The sequence below is a fragment of the Paenibacillus sp. V4I9 genome (genome assembly GCF_030817295.1).
In the GTDB taxonomy this organism is placed as follows: Bacteria; Bacillota; Bacilli; order Paenibacillales; family NBRC-103111; genus Paenibacillus_E.
This window is the reverse complement of the sequence record NZ_JAUSZE010000001.1, coordinates 8,057,943-8,075,623: the sequence shown is the minus strand read 5'-3', so window position 1 is coordinate 8,075,623 and position 17,681 is coordinate 8,057,943. Positions and strand designations below refer to the sequence as shown.

At 46.3% G+C, this 17,681-nt stretch carries 12 protein-coding genes, 1 rRNA gene and 1 riboswitch; of the genes, 1 reads left to right on the top strand and 12 read right to left on the bottom strand.

Annotated elements, in window-relative coordinates; genetic code table 11:
* Positions 1-85 precede the first annotated feature (85 nt).
* From QFZ81_RS37190 to bcp, 10 genes are all read right to left on the bottom strand, one after another.
* Positions 86-1,627 (bottom strand): 16S ribosomal RNA (locus QFZ81_RS37190).
* A 354-nt stretch (positions 1,628-1,981) separates the two neighbouring features.
* Complete coding sequence (locus QFZ81_RS37185) at positions 1,982-3,385, bottom strand: NCS2 family permease (protein WP_307435317.1); 1,404 nt, start codon at positions 3,383-3,385, stop codon at positions 1,982-1,984.
* 137 nt (positions 3,386-3,522) lie between these two features.
* Positions 3,523-3,623: riboswitch (purine riboswitch) on the bottom strand.
* Between the two features lie 95 nt (positions 3,624-3,718).
* Complete coding sequence (gene guaA / locus QFZ81_RS37180) at positions 3,719-5,257, bottom strand: glutamine-hydrolyzing GMP synthase (protein WP_307606786.1); 1,539 nt, start codon at positions 5,255-5,257, stop codon at positions 3,719-3,721.
* A gap of 112 nt (positions 5,258-5,369) precedes the next feature.
* The gene (locus QFZ81_RS37175) at positions 5,370-7,808 is read right to left on the bottom strand and encodes a transglutaminase-like domain-containing protein (protein WP_307606785.1); all 2,439 of its coding nucleotides are present in this window, start codon (positions 7,806-7,808) and stop codon (positions 5,370-5,372) included.
* Positions 7,795-9,009 (bottom strand): DUF58 domain-containing protein, encoded by a 1,215-nt coding sequence (locus QFZ81_RS37170; protein WP_307606784.1) that lies wholly within the window; start codon positions 9,007-9,009, stop codon positions 7,795-7,797. The genes QFZ81_RS37175 and QFZ81_RS37170 overlap by 14 nt, the downstream gene beginning before the upstream one ends.
* An 8-nt stretch (positions 9,010-9,017) precedes the next feature.
* Positions 9,018-9,995: an AAA family ATPase gene (locus tag QFZ81_RS37165; protein ID WP_307606783.1), complete on the bottom strand. Its 978-nt coding sequence runs from the start codon at positions 9,993-9,995 to the stop codon at positions 9,018-9,020.
* A 64-nt stretch (positions 9,996-10,059) separates the two neighbouring features.
* The gene (locus QFZ81_RS37160) at positions 10,060-11,496 is read right to left on the bottom strand and encodes a polysaccharide deacetylase family protein (RefSeq protein WP_307606782.1); all 1,437 of its coding nucleotides are present in this window, start codon (positions 11,494-11,496) and stop codon (positions 10,060-10,062) included.
* A gap of 154 nt (positions 11,497-11,650) precedes the next feature.
* On the bottom strand, positions 11,651-12,892 hold the full coding sequence (locus tag QFZ81_RS37155; protein ID WP_307606780.1) for an MFS transporter: 1,242 nt from the start codon (positions 12,890-12,892) through the stop codon (positions 11,651-11,653).
* Between the two features lie 25 nt (positions 12,893-12,917).
* Positions 12,918-14,270, bottom strand: coding sequence for a PepSY domain-containing protein (locus tag QFZ81_RS37150; protein WP_307606779.1), 1,353 nt, complete (start codon positions 14,268-14,270; stop codon positions 12,918-12,920).
* Between the two features lie 86 nt (positions 14,271-14,356).
* Positions 14,357-14,854 carry a thioredoxin-dependent thiol peroxidase gene (bcp, locus tag QFZ81_RS37145; RefSeq protein ID WP_307606777.1) on the bottom strand — a complete coding sequence of 166 codons (498 nt, stop codon included), beginning with the start codon at positions 14,852-14,854 and terminating at the stop codon, positions 14,357-14,359.
* A gap of 140 nt (positions 14,855-14,994) precedes the next feature.
* On the opposite strand from bcp, the gene QFZ81_RS37140 reads away from it, so the two are divergent.
* Entirely contained in the window at positions 14,995-15,402 is a 408-nt protein-coding gene (locus QFZ81_RS37140; RefSeq protein ID WP_307606775.1) for a VOC family protein, read from the top strand.
* Between the two features lie 51 nt (positions 15,403-15,453).
* Here the strand turns inward: QFZ81_RS37140 and QFZ81_RS37135 are convergent, their stop codons facing one another.
* Positions 15,454-16,563: a DUF3221 domain-containing protein gene (locus QFZ81_RS37135; protein ID WP_307606773.1), complete on the bottom strand. Its 1,110-nt coding sequence runs from the start codon at positions 16,561-16,563 to the stop codon at positions 15,454-15,456.
* A 185-nt stretch (positions 16,564-16,748) separates the two neighbouring features.
* Positions 16,749-17,648, bottom strand: coding sequence for an RNA polymerase sigma-70 factor (locus QFZ81_RS37130; protein WP_307606771.1), 900 nt, complete (start codon positions 17,646-17,648; stop codon positions 16,749-16,751).
* Between the last annotated feature and the right edge of the window lie 33 nt (positions 17,649-17,681).

The following is a 17,681-nucleotide window of genomic DNA, read 5'->3' as shown; positions in this document are numbered from 1 at the left end:
ATCCTTCAAAACTGAACACGAGTGAGTAAGCGATTTGTGTACTTACGTACACTTGACTGGTCTTATCAAGACCGAGTCTCCATAGAAAGGAGGTGATCCAGCCGCACCTTCCGATACGGCTACCTTGTTACGACTTCACCCCAATCATCTACCCCACCTTCGGCGGCTGGCTCCCTTGCGGGTTACCCCACCGACTTCGGGTGTTGTAAACTCTCGTGGTGTGACGGGCGGTGTGTACAAGACCCGGGAACGTATTCACCGCGGCATGCTGATCCGCGATTACTAGCAATTCCGACTTCATGCAGGCGAGTTGCAGCCTGCAATCCGAACTGAGATCGGCTTATAAGGATTGGCTCCACCTCGCGGCTTCGCTTCCCGTTGTACCGACCATTGTAGTACGTGTGTAGCCCAGGTCATAAGGGGCATGATGATTTGACGTCATCCCCACCTTCCTCCGGTTTGTCACCGGCAGTCATCTTAGAGTGCCCACCCAAAGTGCTGGCAACTAAGATCAAGGGTTGCGCTCGTTGCGGGACTTAACCCAACATCTCACGACACGAGCTGACGACAACCATGCACCACCTGTCTCCTCTGTCCCGAAGGCCTACGATATCTCTACCGTATTCAGAGGGATGTCAAGACCTGGTAAGGTTCTTCGCGTTGCTTCGAATTAAACCACATACTCCACTGCTTGTGCGGGTCCCCGTCAATTCCTTTGAGTTTCACTCTTGCGAGCGTACTCCCCAGGCGGCATACTTACTGTGTTAACTTCGGCACCGAGGAATCGAATCCCCGACACCTAGTATGCATCGTTTACGGCGTGGACTACCAGGGTATCTAATCCTGTTTGCTCCCCACGCTTTCGCGCCTCAGCGTCAGTTATAGGCCAGAAAGTCGCCTTCGCCACTGGTGTTCCTCCACATCTCTACGCATTTCACCGCTACACGTGGAATTCCACTTTCCTCTCCTACACTCAAGTCAACCAGTTTTGGATGCGAACCGGGGTTGAGCCCCGGGCTTAAACACCCAACTTAATTGACCGCCTGCGCGCGCTTTACGCCCAATAATTCCGGACAACGCTTGCCCCCTACGTATTACCGCGGCTGCTGGCACGTAGTTAGCCGGGGCTTTCTTCTCCTATACCGTCACACAAAAGGCAGTTACTCCTCTTGCTGTTCGTCTAGGGCAACAGAGCTTTACGATCCGAAAACCTTCATCACTCACGCGGCGTTGCTCCGTCAGACTTGCGTCCATTGCGGAAGATTCCCTACTGCTGCCTCCCGTAGGAGTCTGGGCCGTGTCTCAGTCCCAGTGTGGCCGTTCACCCTCTCAGGTCGGCTACGCATCGTCGCCTTGGTAGGCCGTTACCCTACCAACTAGCTAATGCGCCGCAGGCCCATCTATAAGCCACAGATTGCTCCGTGTTTCATAATTCTCTCATGCGAGAAAACCAGTTATCCGGTCTTAGCTATCGTTTCCGATAGTTATCCCAGTCTTATAGGCAGGTTACCTACGTGTTACTCACCCGTCCGCCGCTAACTTATCCCGAAGGATAAATCCGCTCGACTTGCATGTATTAGGCACGCCGCCAGCGTTCGTCCTGAGCCAGGATCAAACTCTCCATAATAGTAAAACTATTTGAAAGCTTAATTGCTCATTTGCGTTGCTAGCGAGATTTTGCAATCTCTTTTTGAACGATTTCTCGTTCGTGCTTACTCACTCGTTGTTCAGTTTTCAAAGATCAATTTCTTTCGTTTTAATCCTTCGCCCCTCAAAGGCGACTTGATCAATATACCACATCGACCTATTCGATTGCAAGAACTTTTTTTGATTTCTTTCGTTCTTTCGTTCGACCGCCGAAGCGACAAGGAGTAATATAACAAATCCACAAACCGATTGCAAGCTTTTTATACATAGGAAAATATGGAAATGTTAATAACAAAAAAGCTCCAGTGCGTTATGCACCAGAGCTTGAACCTTTTTAACCTTGGCTTCCTATAAAGATGTATCGAGCTAGGATTAGAATCGCCAGTACCCACATTAACCAGTGAATCGGATAACGCGTCTGACTTTTGCCACCTAAATTAGATGCTGCTGCCAGAACTACATACGTAACGATACCGAAGGAGATACCATTCGCAATATTGTAAGTGAAAGGCATCAATACAATTGTAAGGAAAGCTGGGATCGCCAGAACGAAGTCTTGAAAGTCGATCTCACGAATGGATTGAACCATCAGAACACCAACTACAATCAACGCTGCCGCTGTCGCAGAACCAGGAACCAACATGGCAATCGGAGCTAAGAACAGGGCAAGCAAGAAACATACGCCTGTCGTTACTGCCGTTAAACCTGTACGTCCGCCTTCTGCTACACCCGCTGCGCTTTCTACGAAAGCAGTAACGGTACTTGTCCCAACTAACGCACCGCCACTAACACCAATCGCATCTACGAACATGGCTTTACCTACACGCTTATTGCCTTCTTCTTTATTCTTCATAATACCAGCGCGATTCGCTGTTCCAACCATAGTACCGAATGTATCAAAAAGCTCAACAAACGTAAACGTAGCAATAACCGAAACGATTCCCGTTGTCATAATGCCTGCAAAATCAAAATCAGCGAAACGAAGCTTTGTTAAATCAGGAACCCATGTCGTGTCAGCACTAGTCAATGTACCGAGATTAACCATACCCATGAAATATCCAATGATTGTCGTAGCCAAGATACCAATCAAGATTGCGCCGCGCAGTCGAAGCACCATAAAGATAGAAATCAACAAGACTCCAACGATTGTTAAAATAACGCCTTTATCTTCTAATGAACCCATGTGGAATACAGTTTCAAATGAAAGTACATCTGTAAATTGATGAGCCTTAATATCTTTGCCGCTTTCAACCGCAACCGTTAAAATGCCGCTATTCTTGAAACCAATCATTGCTATAAACAAGCCAATGCCCACAGTAATCGCATGCTTCAGGCTGTCTGGAACGGCCACAAGGAGCATTTGACGGACTCTGGTAATGGTAAGAATGATGAAAATAATCCCCGAAATGAATACGGCTGCTAAAGCCATTGAAAACGTGAATTTACCTTGTGATGTTAAAATGATAGTCGCGAAGTAAGCATTCAAGCCCATCCCAGGAGCTAGCGCAACTGGAAAGTTAACGAATAACCCCATTGCAATTGTCATTACACCTGCAGCAATCGCTGTAGCCAAGAAAATCGAAGTCCAGTCACCGCCGGTAGCCCCCGATTTAAAAGCACTCAGAATGTCTGGATTTACCGCTAGGATGTAAGCCATCGTCATGAAAGTGGTGATCCCCGCCATGATTTCTGTTCTTACTGTCGTGCCGTTTTGTTTCAATTTAAAAAAGCGATCCATTTTCCTACTCCTCCTAAAACGAATGTGGGGAACAGCAAAAAACCCGGAATCATAATGCCTGATTCCGGGTACGAAAAAGGAGCTATCCATATGAGAGCTGCCTTAGATGTCTAAAGGTGCACGTAGAAACTCATACGGATTCCGTTCCTTTTTTTCGTAGCCAGATCATTTGCGGTGATCTCGTAGAAACTCTCAGGCCAATTCCCGAGATTATACGAAAAACTGTTATCCATAACACATTTTAGTTGTGAAATAACCAGATGTCAATAAAAAAGACGAACGATACAGGGGTATTTTTTCCCAGAACGTTCGTCTTTTTACTAGTGATTTATATTATTCCCACTCAATGGTAGCAGGCGGCTTAGACGTGATGTCATAAACGATACGATTCACGTTCTCAACTTCATTAACGATACGAACCGAAATCTTCTCAAGCACATCCCAAGGGATACGCGCCCAGTCAGCTGTCATTCCATCAATCGATGTAACAGCACGAATACCTACGGTATAAGAGTAAGTTCTTGCATCACCCATAACTCCCACGCTTTTCATGCCCGGAAGTGCTGTGAAATATTGCCAGATCTCGCGATCTAAGCCAGCTTTGGCGATTTCGTCGCGTAGAATGGCGTCGGATTCACGAACTATTTTCAGCTTATCTTCCGTTACTTCACCTAGAACACGAATAGCTAGACCTGGACCTGGGAAAGGCTGTCTCCAAACGATTGCTGATGGAAGGCCGCATTCCTCGCCTACTTTACGCACTTCGTCTTTGAAAAGTGTTTTTAAAGGCTCGATTAACTTGAACTTCATATCCTTCGGCAGTCCGCCAACATTATGATGCGATTTAATCGTTTGAGCAGTAGCCGTACCGCTTTCCACGATATCTGTGTATAAAGTACCTTGGGCTAGGAAAGTAAAGTCATCGAACTGACTGGATTCCTCTTCGAAAACACGAATGAATTCGGTACCGATAATTTTACGTTTTTGCTCTGGATCGTCTACGCCCGCCAACTTACCGAGGAAACGGTCACGCGCATCAATTTTGACCACTTTCATATCGAATTTACCGACAAAAGTGTCCATAACGCTCTCCGCTTCACCTTGACGCAGCAAACCATGATCAATAAACATACATGTCAATTGAGCACCAATTGCTCTATGAAGCAGGATAGCAACAACCGATGAATCCACACCGCCACTAAGGGCGCATAGTACTTTCTTGTCGCCAACTTCTTGACGAAGCTCTTTAATCATATCTTCAACAAAAGAGGACATCGTCCAATCGCCTTCGCAACCGCAGACGCCATATATAAAGTTATTAATCATTTCGTTCCCTTGGACAGAGTGACGAACCTCTGGATGGAACTGTACCGCATGAATGTTACGCTCACGGTTACTCATTGCAGCAATCGGAAGAGAATCCGTGCTTGCTTCTATGACGAAGCCTTCAGGCAGGACGGAAACGTGATCGCCGTGACTCATCCACACGGTTTGTTTGGACTCTAACCCTTTCACGAGCGGGCTTTCATTCGTAAATGCAAGATCTGCCTTGCCATATTCACGCGTATGCGCGCGTTCAACTTTACCGTTCAGTTGGTGAGCAATCAACTGCATGCCATAGCAAATACCCAAAATCGGAATGCCCAGATCAAAGATTCCTGCGTCAACAGCGGGAGCTCCTTCACCGTATACGCTCGACGGACCGCCCGAGAACACAATCCCCTTAGGGTTAAGCTCACGAATTTTATCAACAGTTGTATTGAACGGCAGCAGCTCGCTGTAAACGCCCAAATCACGAATTCGTCTAGCAATCAATTGATTATACTGGCCTCCAAAATCTAATACGACAATCATTTCACTCGGTTTACTCATTATCCGACCTCCTAGATTCATAGCGATTGAGGTTTAAGGGGCTCCCCTTGTCCACTTATCACTATTTATAGGTACTAATTTTAAACATTAGGTACCTAGGATGTAAAGGGGTTTAATGTGTCTTTTGAATGGCTTTCCAAATCGTGGTGATTTCCCTCTTCGTATAGGTCAATGAATTGGCCGTATCATAACGGACACTTTCGTAAATCAAGGTAAATTCGAGCAGCGCTTGTTTCTGCCGTTGATCTTTGAAATTTAGAGTTGTGACGTACTCTCGTACCGTCTGGCTAGCAGATTTTGTGCCGTATTTGCGAAATAGCTGCATCCATAAACGATCCATATAAGGTGTCATGGGGTGTGAGTTGCCCTGCTCGGCTTTGTAAATTGGAAAATACAGCCGCGTATTCAATAGGAGACCTTTTCGCCTAAGCAAAACGAAAATACTCACAAGAAGGAGACAACATCCGATTAGAACAATGAAAGCTTCCCTATAAGCCTTTGCAAAATTGACGATTCTATCCTTCGTTGCATGAAGCCACTCGCTTGGATTGGTTGCAAACTTAGTTGATGTGGGAATGTTCATGAGTGAAGCAGTCATCGCCGCTTGCTCCATGGCAGCTGTCGTCAAGGTTTCTCTCGGATGGTCGGACGAAATACCCGAGAAACCCGGCGTAGGTTCAAACGGTACCCAGCCCATAGAAGGAAAATAAACCTCTACCCATGAATGCGCATCTTGATTGCGAACCATAACTTCCTTGAGCCCATCGCCGTCGGTGGATGTTTGAAGTGTCCCTGGAGCGAAACCTTTTACCCAGCGGGCAGGTACACCGACAGAACGAAGCAATACGACCATCGAGGTTGAAAAATGATCACAGTACCCTGTTTGGTCTACGAACAGAAAATGACTGACAAAATCCTCGTTGCGGCTTGGATGCGTTGGCTTTTCGAGACTATAGGTATAGGTATTGCTTAAATACTGCTCAATTGCAACCGCTTTGGCATACGGCGTCAAACGATTCGCTGTCACTTGCTCGGCAATGCTGCGAACAGACCGCGGCATTGCAGCCGGAAGCTGGAGATAATCCTCTACATCAGAGGGATAGCTGCCCGTATCTGTATTGAGTACTGTTGGATCTTCCTGCACGGGTTGGACCGTTATTTTGTAATAAGACAATGGATCCACAATCTCAGGCAGAGTTACTTTACCATTAGATTTAGATGTAAGGAGGCTGCTCGGTGTTAGCGGTTTCCCCTTCTCGCTCAAAAGCATATCAACGCCTAGTAACTTCCCACCCACAAATAATTGGTGATTAGGCGACTTCGTGTTCCACAGAATTTCCTGCACCACGGATCGACCTGTGAATAGTTGATTAGAAGTAACGTAAGGCTCCAGCTTTTGATTGGGCTCAGTCCAGCCTTTGCCGTCGTAGAAGCTTTTGGACTCTCCGCGCCAGTAGGTTAATTTGGATGTTCTCGCTGTGAATACCGGGGTCGTGTCCACCTGGAGTGGACCACCTAAGGAGGAATCATCTTGACCATATCCAGACCTAGCAAAAACACCGTTAGCCCCCGTATCTTCCTTGTAAAGTTCAAATATGCGATCGTATAAATACGCCCAACTAACTGGTTTCATGAGAGAAGCAGGCTCCGCCTGCCTTGCCGAGTACCACCCTACACTAGCTAGTGCACTTACTACGACCAAACTGACTACAATCCATTGAAAAACGCCGCTCGAACGCACCGAAGAGATGCTATAGGTTTGTTCAATTCTAGAAAGATTGAGCAGCGATAACAGAAGTAGTCCATATCCTATTGTGCGCATAATACCTTGAACGGTATCCGCGCCAAGTACCAACTGTAAGAAGACAAGATAGATGAGCGTGGCCGCAACAAACCAGAGACTATGCTGCCTCTGCAGCATGAGAGCCTGCACAACGGAGATCAGGAGCGACCAACCTAACAGAAAGAGCAGCGTTCGCATTTGACCACTGATAAGGTCGAAATGAGCTCGAACGATGTAAACCACATCCTGAGAAATGATCCTCACCAAATCGATAATCCATGCTCCGGTTAGAAAGCCTTCACGGTCAAACATAAAGCCGATGAAGAGCAGGATAATGACGCTTTTGGCTGTCCATCCCCAAACATAAGGGACCTTGAAGCAGTCTATGGCGATGCAGATCGCAAACACAACGAGAATGGGACCGATTTGAATAGAGGCGTCTGCCATCCAGGCTAGAGGACGGAGCCATTCTGAGAGCAGTAGGAAGAGCAGCAGTGAGATTAGACTGTCTCGGAAAAAGGTGTTGGTGATTGGCGTTGATGACTGTGCGTTAGAGATGGCGCTTGAATGGAAGATTGGGCTTGATGGGATAGTAGTATGAGCGCCCGCATGTGATGACGAAGTCCGGGAGAGCGCGCTCGGTGAGTCTGCGCTGGTATGTGAAGAGCTAGTGCCTAAAGAGCGAGACTTCAAGCGCGACGAGTCTGCGCTTGTGCGTAAAGGGCGTGAAAGAGCGCGCGGCGCGCTGTGGGGTTCAAGCGGTTGCATCCGCGACACCTCCTTGCTTTGGCCACTGGCGCACGGGGTGCGGCACTTCCGTGAAGCTGCAGCCTACGGCCTGTAGCTGAGAAGCTCCCTCTCGCTCGGCGACCGAGAGGGAGGGCCGCGCGTGCACGTAGATCACGTGCACGGATCGGCGCTTGGTGCGCGCATCAGCGATCGCGCGCACCAAGGCCAGGTCCAGCGTCGATGTGATGCACAGCATCGACGCATCCAGCGGCAAGGCCGCCGCCTCTTTCCTGACGAGGTCAGGAAAGGAAAGGGCGGGCTTGCCGCCCACGCTCGCGAGTACTTCGTACGCGAGCGTTAGATCAGGGCGAATCGTCGGCGCGATTCGCCTGCTGCCTGAGCTGCTGGCGAAGCCGCAGCTCTCGCGCCCGCCAGCGGCGGCTTCGAAGAAGCCAGCCGCGAGGGCGACGCCCTTCTCCAGCAGCGGCTGCGCCGCCTCAGCTGGACCTGCCGCAGGCGCCGCGTCGAGCAGCAGCATCCGCTTCGCGGAGGATGCTTGCTCGGGGTCTTTGGTCATCAGCCGGCTCAGCCTGGCTGTGGATTTCCAATGGATGCGGTGGTAGGGATCACCGCTGACATAATCACGAACGCCGCTAATTAGCGGAGTATCGGTTTTGGGGCCACGGACGGTAGGCACATCACCATCCTCCGATAGAAATGTCATGCCGGATCCGGTCAAAGAATCTGGTCTCGGATAAACGACACACCGATGAAGATCATCGCGGTATGCTTTTCGAACAGCAAAGCCAAATAAATCACCCGTCACCGCCTCAAATCCTGCGAACCGATAAACACCTCGCATAAGACCCGTCATTTTATAATGGAGGATGAAGGCTGATCGAAACCATGGGAAAAGCAGCTTGCTGTAGCACAGCTTCACCCCGCTTCCTTCATGAATCCAAGTATCCTTAATAATCATCCAAGGCAGCGGCAATAAAGTACGATGCCCAACTTGTAAAGTGATGGTCACGTCTTCACCGGACACGAAGACTTCGCCAGACAACTGCCGGCTAACGGTTAGTCCTTTTAATGCGAACACATAAAATAATCCAGCCTGAATCCAGATTAATGTCAAACAAATTCCTATATACCAAGCGGCAAATCCACCTTGCCAATAGGCCAAAACAATGGACAGCACACATCCCACAACCAATAGCGACGTTTTACCCCAGCTTCTCATAGTAGGCCCTACTTCCCCGAGACGTAACGAAGAACAGGAGTTTGTAAGGAGGTTAGTAAGCCTGTCAAAATCGTATCCGCAGACTTACCAGTCATTCGTGCTTCGGAAGTCAGAATAAGCCGATGTGTCCAGATCGGCAGCACCAAATCCTTGATGTCATCAGGTACCACGAAACTTCTGCCCTTCATATAAGCAGATGTTTGCGCAGCGCGCATCAAGGCGTAGGATGCTCTTGGACTTGCACCCAAGTACAAATCAGCATGCTCCCTAGTTGCCAAAGCCAGACGGACAATGAAATCTTTTAACGTATTATCGACATGAATCATGGTTGCTTCTCTTTGTAATTGCACAAACTCATCCTGTACGATAACGGGCTTCAAATGATCCAGCGGCTGACGGTCCTGCAGACGATCCAGCATCAGAATTTCTTGCTCAGGCGTTGGATATCCAAGTGACAACTTCATCATAAAACGATCCATTTGCGCTTCCGGCAGCGCATAAGTACCTTCATAGTCCACAGGATTTTGCGTAGCTAATAAGACGAAGGGTTTAGGCAATTCATAACTCACTCCGTCAATAGTAACCCGCTTCTCTTCCATCGCCTCTAAGAAAGCAGATTGTGTCTTCGGTGAGGTACGGTTGACTTCGTCTGCCAACACGATGGGTGTCATTAAAGGTCCAGGGCGAAACTCAAAATCATTCGTCTTCACATTATATACAGATACACCGGTTACATCTGACGGCAATAAATCAGGAGTGCACTGAATTCTCTTAAACTCACAACCAATCGTCCTTGCCAAGGCACGTACAAGCATCGTCTTCCCAACACCGGGTACATCTTCTAGCAAAAGATGGCCGCCGCTCAGCATAGCAACGAACGCTTTCTCTATCGTCTCTCTCTTTCCAACTATCACTTTCTCTACGTTCATGATCATCCGTTCCACGAGAGGCTGCGGCTGATCGAATATTCGGGTTTTCGACTGCATAGACAAGAAGCCTCCTTTATAAGGGTATGCTTCTAGTTTTTCCAGCCCTCTACTATTTTAGACATTACCCTCCCATGGCAAATAGAGAGTTTTTCAGAAGACTATCATTCTCTTTAAATATATAAAAAGGCCGTAATGCCACAGACACCTCTCGCTTATTAGATTCTATGACAGTATCCGTAATTCGCCCGCCTAGTAAATCTATGGTTTTCCGTAAAGGAACGATGATCTTACCGTCTTTGAAATCCATATCCGCTAATGAATAGGTAGCTACGCTATTACCTAGGGTATACAGCCTGATACTTCTAGCGGACAAATCATATTCCAAATCATAAACACCAAAATGTGCATTCGCTGTCTTCTTTTCAGCCAGCCATTCTACTTGCCCGCCCATTTTCTCAATAAGAAAGCGCAGCGGCAGTTCAATCCGATTTGTACGCAACTGATACTCTATAGGTTCAATTGTAAAGCTGCTGCCTCCGGCCACATGAATTTGCAGCGGTAACGCCGCCTGCGCGGAGAGAATTTGTGCCGTTTCTTCTCTGGCTACTGCGGTTTGCTGGGCGAGATGCTGTTCAGCATCCTTCTGATCTTGATCCGTCTGAACATGTGCTAAAGCATATTGCTGTGTTTCTTTCATTAGCTCTTGGAAATGGGCCAAACTCATATTTCTCGACCACTTCGGCTTACCCACGGGGAACTGTTTGGGCTTAACCTGAGTCGTAAGGGGAGCGAAGGCGTAACCTAATTTTTTGTAATAGCTGATGACTTGGGGCAATACCTCTACCGTTGACTCATGCCCGCTGCCATCATGAAACAGGATGTTGATCTCGTGTTCGAGCGGTGATCCCTTAATTGTTTGCCAAATTTCATTCACGGGTACATGTAATCTTTTGGAATCACCACTGTCAACATTCCAATCTGTAACGATATAACCCGCCTGATCCATCAAATAATAGTAGTACGCATCGAAATTCGTATATGTACCTCCCGGGGCGCGCACCAATTGCGGTCTGGTACCAGCCAAACTGGCAAATACGTCCTCACTACGCTGGATTTGGTCCCAAAAAGTTTGGAAATCGCTATACAGCTCTTTATATACATGATTATAGGAATGATTGCCTAATGTATGTCCGTCTTGCACGATTCTTTTGACCAATGCAGGGTGTGCCTGAGCTTGTTCGCCAAGTGCGAAAAACGTAGCTTTCACATTCTCTTTATCTAAAATATCCAGCACCTGACTCGTCAGCTTGCTAGGACCGTCGTCAAAGGTCAAGTAAACGGTAGGCTGTTCCGGTGTTTCATACGTCCTCTCGCTCTGCGGGCGCTTACCTGTTTTGAGCTTTTGATAAAGGTCTTGCCCTTCTTGTGCGGAGTATCCATCGTTCTCTGTCGCATTTGCCGAAATCGTAGAGAAAAATAGAGAAACTAGTAAAAGGATTGCCATTAAAAGTTGAACTCGTTTCTGCCTGTTGATTGTACGTTGTGGACGAAAGCGCATCCGATGATCCCTCCGCTTGTTCTATCATTTTGCTAGCTGATAGATTATATGGGAGAACGATCAAGAGTATGTCACTAAAACAAAAACTACCCCTCTCAGAGTGAGAAGGATAGTTTCTAGTGAAAGGACCTGAGCTGCTTTATTCAATTTATTGCTATATTTCTTGTGGTACAGCCTCATTTTTCGTTTGAGTTGCCACGTTAAACAAGGGCTTGCTGCTAATAAGACCTATGAAACTAACGACTAATAAGACTCCGAGCAAAAGAATGGCCATCCTAGCGCCTTGAAAAGAAACAATTTGTGTACAGACACCAATGAGTAGAACTCGCATACCCATCCCTACCGTATTGAAAAAACTGTTCACACGACCGATCAAATGATTTGGCACCATTTCCATCAAAATCGTATTACGCGCTACGCGACTCCCCGCATTCCCCCATCCGTTCAACGTTTTGAATAGGAGAAAAATAGAGACAAAAGGGAACGCGTAAAAGAAAACAATCGACAGACTGAAAATGACAAACGAAAGAATCGTTGTATAATAGGAACCCAAACGCTGCATGAGCAGCGGGACCGTTAAACCTGCCACGACAGCTCCGATGGCAAAAATCATATCGGCTGCCCCGAGAACATTAGCCCCACCATGGAGGACACTTGTGATATACACGGGGTAAAGAAAATTACCGACCATAACACAAAGAAACGGCATCAGTGCGCAAAGGAAAAACATAACTAATAGCGGTCTCGTTTTCAAATAAGCGAAGCCTTCTCTGATATTCGACCACATAGAGACGGCACCGTTTGCCGTGACAGACCTGTTTTTGATATAAGGAATAAGCAAAAATAGACCAAAACCCAAAAAGTAAGTCATCGCGTCCGCTAATAGAATCCATGCAAAATCGATATGATCAATCAGTAGACTCGCCAAACCGCCAGCAATCATTGATGTGGATTGATTTTGGACCTCGAGGATGGAATTTAACGTTTTGTACTGCTCCTTCGAGAAGATCTCCTGTGTAAAAGCGAACTGGGTTGGAAAGTGAACGTTGTAGTACAGAGAACCGCTAAAATAAATGACGATCAACTGCCAAGTTTCAAAATGCCCCGCACTTAATCCCCATAGCGCAAATAGCAGCGTGACTGATCCGCCGACAACTTCACTGCCCAGCAGCATTTTCTTTCGGGAAATACGGTCAATATACACGCCGATATGCGGCGATAGGAAGAAAAGTATTATGGTTGATGCTAGCGTCGCATAACCAAATATCTCACTCCCCCCGGCTCGATTCACTAATAGCCACGGCACGCCGATCATGGTTATTCCTGAGCCGATCGAGGATAAGATGTTGGCTATCATGAGAAACATCATTCTTCGGTCTTTGAGCATCATCCACATGTGAAAAAAGTCCTTTCATTTCTGTTTACCCTATAGGAGCTTCAATCTCCCCAAGGACCATGATTTTACCTGTTCTGGCATCAATATACACAACCATTTTGTTTCCTGCTGGATAGACCGCTTCTACGACCCATCCGTCATAGATTAACCTGTTCGTGTTGTAATGGAGCACCAGCCCCTTCTTGAAGGTTACTTTCCATTCGGCTTCAGAATCGGGGTCCGTTTCTTTGGCTATTTGTAATGCGGTCTTCTCATCAATTAGCAAAGGGGTATCGTTCAAAGCCTCCCTTAAGCTTGCACGGATAGCAAGAGCAGCCGCCTCAGCATAGGTTAGGTAACCGTGGACGCCGAAGCTTTGACCGTTCCGCCCCTCCAAAAGGCCATCTCCGTAAGCAACAGCGATTTTATCGGAGTCAAAAGCAGCGCCATAATCTGCAAACGCTTGTTCAGCTTTCATTTTTTCCTCCGCAGTTGCGCTTCTTGGATTTTCTCCAAGCTTAGTTACTCCGACTACCGCTCTGTCCCGAAGTATTCCTCCATCCTTATCATAAGCGAGCGTATACATAAATGCTTTATCCTTTATATAGGCAGGTACCGGCAGTCCTGAAACGAGCATTTCGTGCCACAAAGCAACAGGAATATTGCGTTCGGCGTTCATCGGATCTTGAAAAGCACGGCGCAGCACCTTAAGCATCTGCTTTGGAAGCTTGCTGCTTTGGTAGGCAGACTCCAGTTCTTCGCTGAGCCAATGGTTTGCCGGCAGATCTGGCTTATCATACGCCAATTCACCCATTACCCGAAACATCATAGAAATTGCTTCAGCATTCGTAAGCTTATCGTTCGGCCTAAACTTTTCTTTCACCGAATCATCCAAAATTCCCTGGACATACGCAATCTCAACCAGACCTCGCTGCTTATCGCTGATATCCTGGTGATCCAGCAGCGCTTTTGCCGGCTTTACTTCTTCCGCAGACCAGCTCCCCTTGAGGTAAGAACCGATCAACAGCTTTACCATCCCTCCGACTGCATTTTCGCGGGTAATCTCCGTCTCTTGCCCCAGCCCGTGAACATACATGCTGATCCAGGCATCACGGTCTTTTCCCGGCAAATCCGCCGCCATTTTAAGAGCCGTCGCCCAATCATCGAGTAGTATGGGTTTATTCAGATTGCTCCCGTCCAGTACATTTCTCTGGAATGAATCCCACTCTTTCTGCGTGATCGTACCTTGTGTCGAAGCATTGTCCCTATAAGGCACGATGTACTGCTTGTAATCCTTGAGCTCCTTCATCACCCAATGGGTTTCCTCCACAGCCCCGTACGCTGTACTTCCGTATGCCACGAAAATAGACAACATCGAAACAATCAGCTTCTTTTTCATCGCTTTCCCCTCTTCACAAATATTCTCCCTTGCAATTGAATTAGACGAGTAATTTGTAAAAAAGTTCCATCATTCTTTGTGGCGTATTAGCTACTTGCATTCAATGCCATTACAGCGTCTAAAACCGATTGCACGTGATTCTTAATCCTCACTTTACTCCATTCCTTGACGATATATCCCTCTTCATCTATGAGGAAAGTAGACCGAACAATCCCCATATACTCGCGGCCATATAGCTTCTTCCATGCCCATACACCAAACTTCTCAGCTACCTGATGGTCAGGGTCAGAGAGCAGTAGGAACGGCAGCTCATATTTCGCAATGAACTTATCGTGAGCTTTCAGCTCATCAGGGCTAATTCCGATCACTTCTACGCCTAGCTGTGCAAACTTACCATTATAGTCACGAAAATCACACGATTGTTGGGTACAGGTTGGCGTGTTGTCTTGTGGGTAAAAGTAAATGACAAGTTTCTTCCCTTTAAAATCCTGTAAGGATACGTTTTTCCCGTTGGATGCAGGAAGTGTAAATAAGGGCGCCCGTCGCTTGGCTGTCTCTGTTTCAATCTGTATCTTTTTACTCATCTATGTTCGCTCCTCTAATTATCCGGCTATTGTCTTTATTCATTATGCGACATTCTATGGGAGAACATCAAACGAATCTTATCCAACTAGCTTTTACAAAGAAAAATATGGTAGTTTAAAAAGGAGAGGAAGTGTTCTTAATGAAAGCAAACATAGCCGTAATTACTATTCTATCGAATGACGTGCCTCTTTTAGCTCAGTTTTATCGTGATGCACTAGGTTTTAAAATAATTGTTGATTCTGAAGAATATGTTGAATTCGAGAATATTGGAGTCCGTTTTTCTATTTGCTCAAAAAGACTAATGGCTATTAACACCGATGGACATAGCTCCTTTTTAGAAGAACGTAAAGGTCAATCGTTCGAGCTCTGTTTCCCCTGTGATTCACCGGAATTAGTCCAAAAAACTTATAGGGACATCCTTACCAAAGGTGCTATTGCAATTAAGGAACCAACTATTATGCCGTGGGGGCAGACAACAGCCTTTTTCGCTGATCCCGAAGGAAACATTCATTCCATTTATGCAGACGAAGAAACTTCTGATTCGTAACAATAGCAAAAAAGCTGCCACGAGTCGTGATGACTTCGTGAGCAGCTTTTTTTATCTTTGTATGCCAGGTAATAAATTCGGAATGCTGGCTCTTCCAAGCGCTACGATATAGTCGTTTAGTTCGGTTGTAACTGAATTTTGCTTATATTTAATGTTATCAAACCTTAGATTGGTACCATACAGAAACTTGTTATCCCCAATGGTTAATTCCATCCCGTACAGAAACCCATAAGAGGTTCTTTTATCATTGGCTCGGACAAGCTCAATTCTTTTCAATTTTGATGATATCTCCTCAAGAGACTTTGTATCTGTAATGGCCAGCTTTTTACCGTCGCCGAATCTGACATCGATTTGTTTAATGCCATTAAATTCTATCTTCATTAAAGCTGAAAGTGCAACTGGCGTCTCATCTTCAGGCTCCACCACCTCAATATCAAGTGCTGTATATTGCGGAGGAGAGCTTTGTAATACTGCTTGTGTAGTCCATATATGGAGCAAATCTCCTAGTTTTAAATCCTCAAACTTATTTGAACCGTCACTACGATTCGTTACGATTACGGCATCGTCTTCGAGACTCACCCAAAACTTCTCTATTTCCTTGCATTCCTTATCTAAACAGGCCTCAGGATTAACAAGGAGCATCTTTTGCTCCTCCCTATCTATTTCGGATATAACCCCAACCAACTCCTCCTCTTTCGATATAACCAAAGTTGTAATATCAAGTGAGAAACGTGACCCTATGGCCTTATAGATGGCTTCTTTAATCTGGCCTTTCTCCTGTAAGCTCAATTCCTCACGATGATTACCTAGCTTAAGAAGCTGAAGATGAAATGCACCATTGGGGTATTCTCTCTCAGACTTATAAATACTCATTGGCTTAACTGACAATTGTCTATACACATTTTCTAAATGAAATATTCGATCCTGGAAGTTTTCAGGCAGCGGAGCTGCAGGATTCGGGGATGGCAGTTCATAAACTCTTTCCACCTCTGTCGGAGGAACAGTGACGTCACCTTGGTCCCCGATACTAGACAAACCAAATGCAAATACAAGCAATAAGAGTATGGACTTCATTGGTCTACTGCACCTCAAATCTTTAGATTCTTTACTACTTAGACGCAATAAATTTCCAATTGTTGCATAATAACCCTTTTTACTCAAAACCCTCATTTCAGGCACAATTAGATGTAGGAAATGCAGCAACTGCGCTCAAAAACGCAGATAGTACGAAATTGGATGTATTTTTTGCAGCTAATGTTATAAAACCATTTGAGGAGTGCACAAAAAAACCTTCTTTCGCATAACCCCTAAGAGATCACACGAAAAAAGGTTGAATAAGAGCTAATTTATATATGCCTCAACTTGTCAGGATTAACTACGAGATAGACAGCAGCTATCTGACCATTTTCAACTTGGAAGGACGTTACATTATAGGGATGACCATCCGTGTAAGCCACAATGCCCATTTGTCCATTCACAGTCGTTAATGAATAACTGAAGCCAGGCGGCACTTTGGAAAGAAGCCCGGAAAAGAACATGGCGATACGTTCCGCCCCCATAATAGGCTTAACAGCCGCTTTAACCTTACCTCCACCGTCAGAGTAAAGGATGGCATCCGTTTTGACGATGTTCAACAATTGACCGATGTTGCCAGTTACTAAAGCCTGCACGAATTGTTCCACGACGGCTGAAGTTTGTTCCAATACAGGCTGCTTGAGCTGTACCTTAGTATCATCATCGCGATCTGGAAAGCTGCTAATGGCGCTTTTGGCCCTACGAAAAATTTGCCGGCAATTGGTGCTGCTTTTCCCAACAATCTCGGCAATTTCGTCGTACTCGTATTGGAGTACCTCTCTCAATAAGAATACCGCTCTCTCAACCCAAGACAGCTGCTGCAGCAGCAATAAGTACGCGGTCGAAAGGGACTCTTTTTGCGAATAGTAGAGATCAGGTTCTGTCTGATTGTCACTACTCGATATAAGTGGCTCCGGCAGCCACGGACCTACGTAGACCTCGCGCTTTTTGCTCGCGGAACGCAGCTTATCTATACACCGATTGGTAACAATTTTGCATAAATACGCTTTAGGATTGTGGACATGCGCCGGATTCGTCTCATTCACATATAGAAATGCCTCCTGCACGACATCCTCAGCATCCATGACACTCCCAACCATCCGATAGGCAAGTGAGAATAAAAGCGGTTTATACGATGTATACACCTGCTCGGAAGATCCGGCTAACTCCATATCGCACAGCTCCTCACTCTATTTAGATGATAT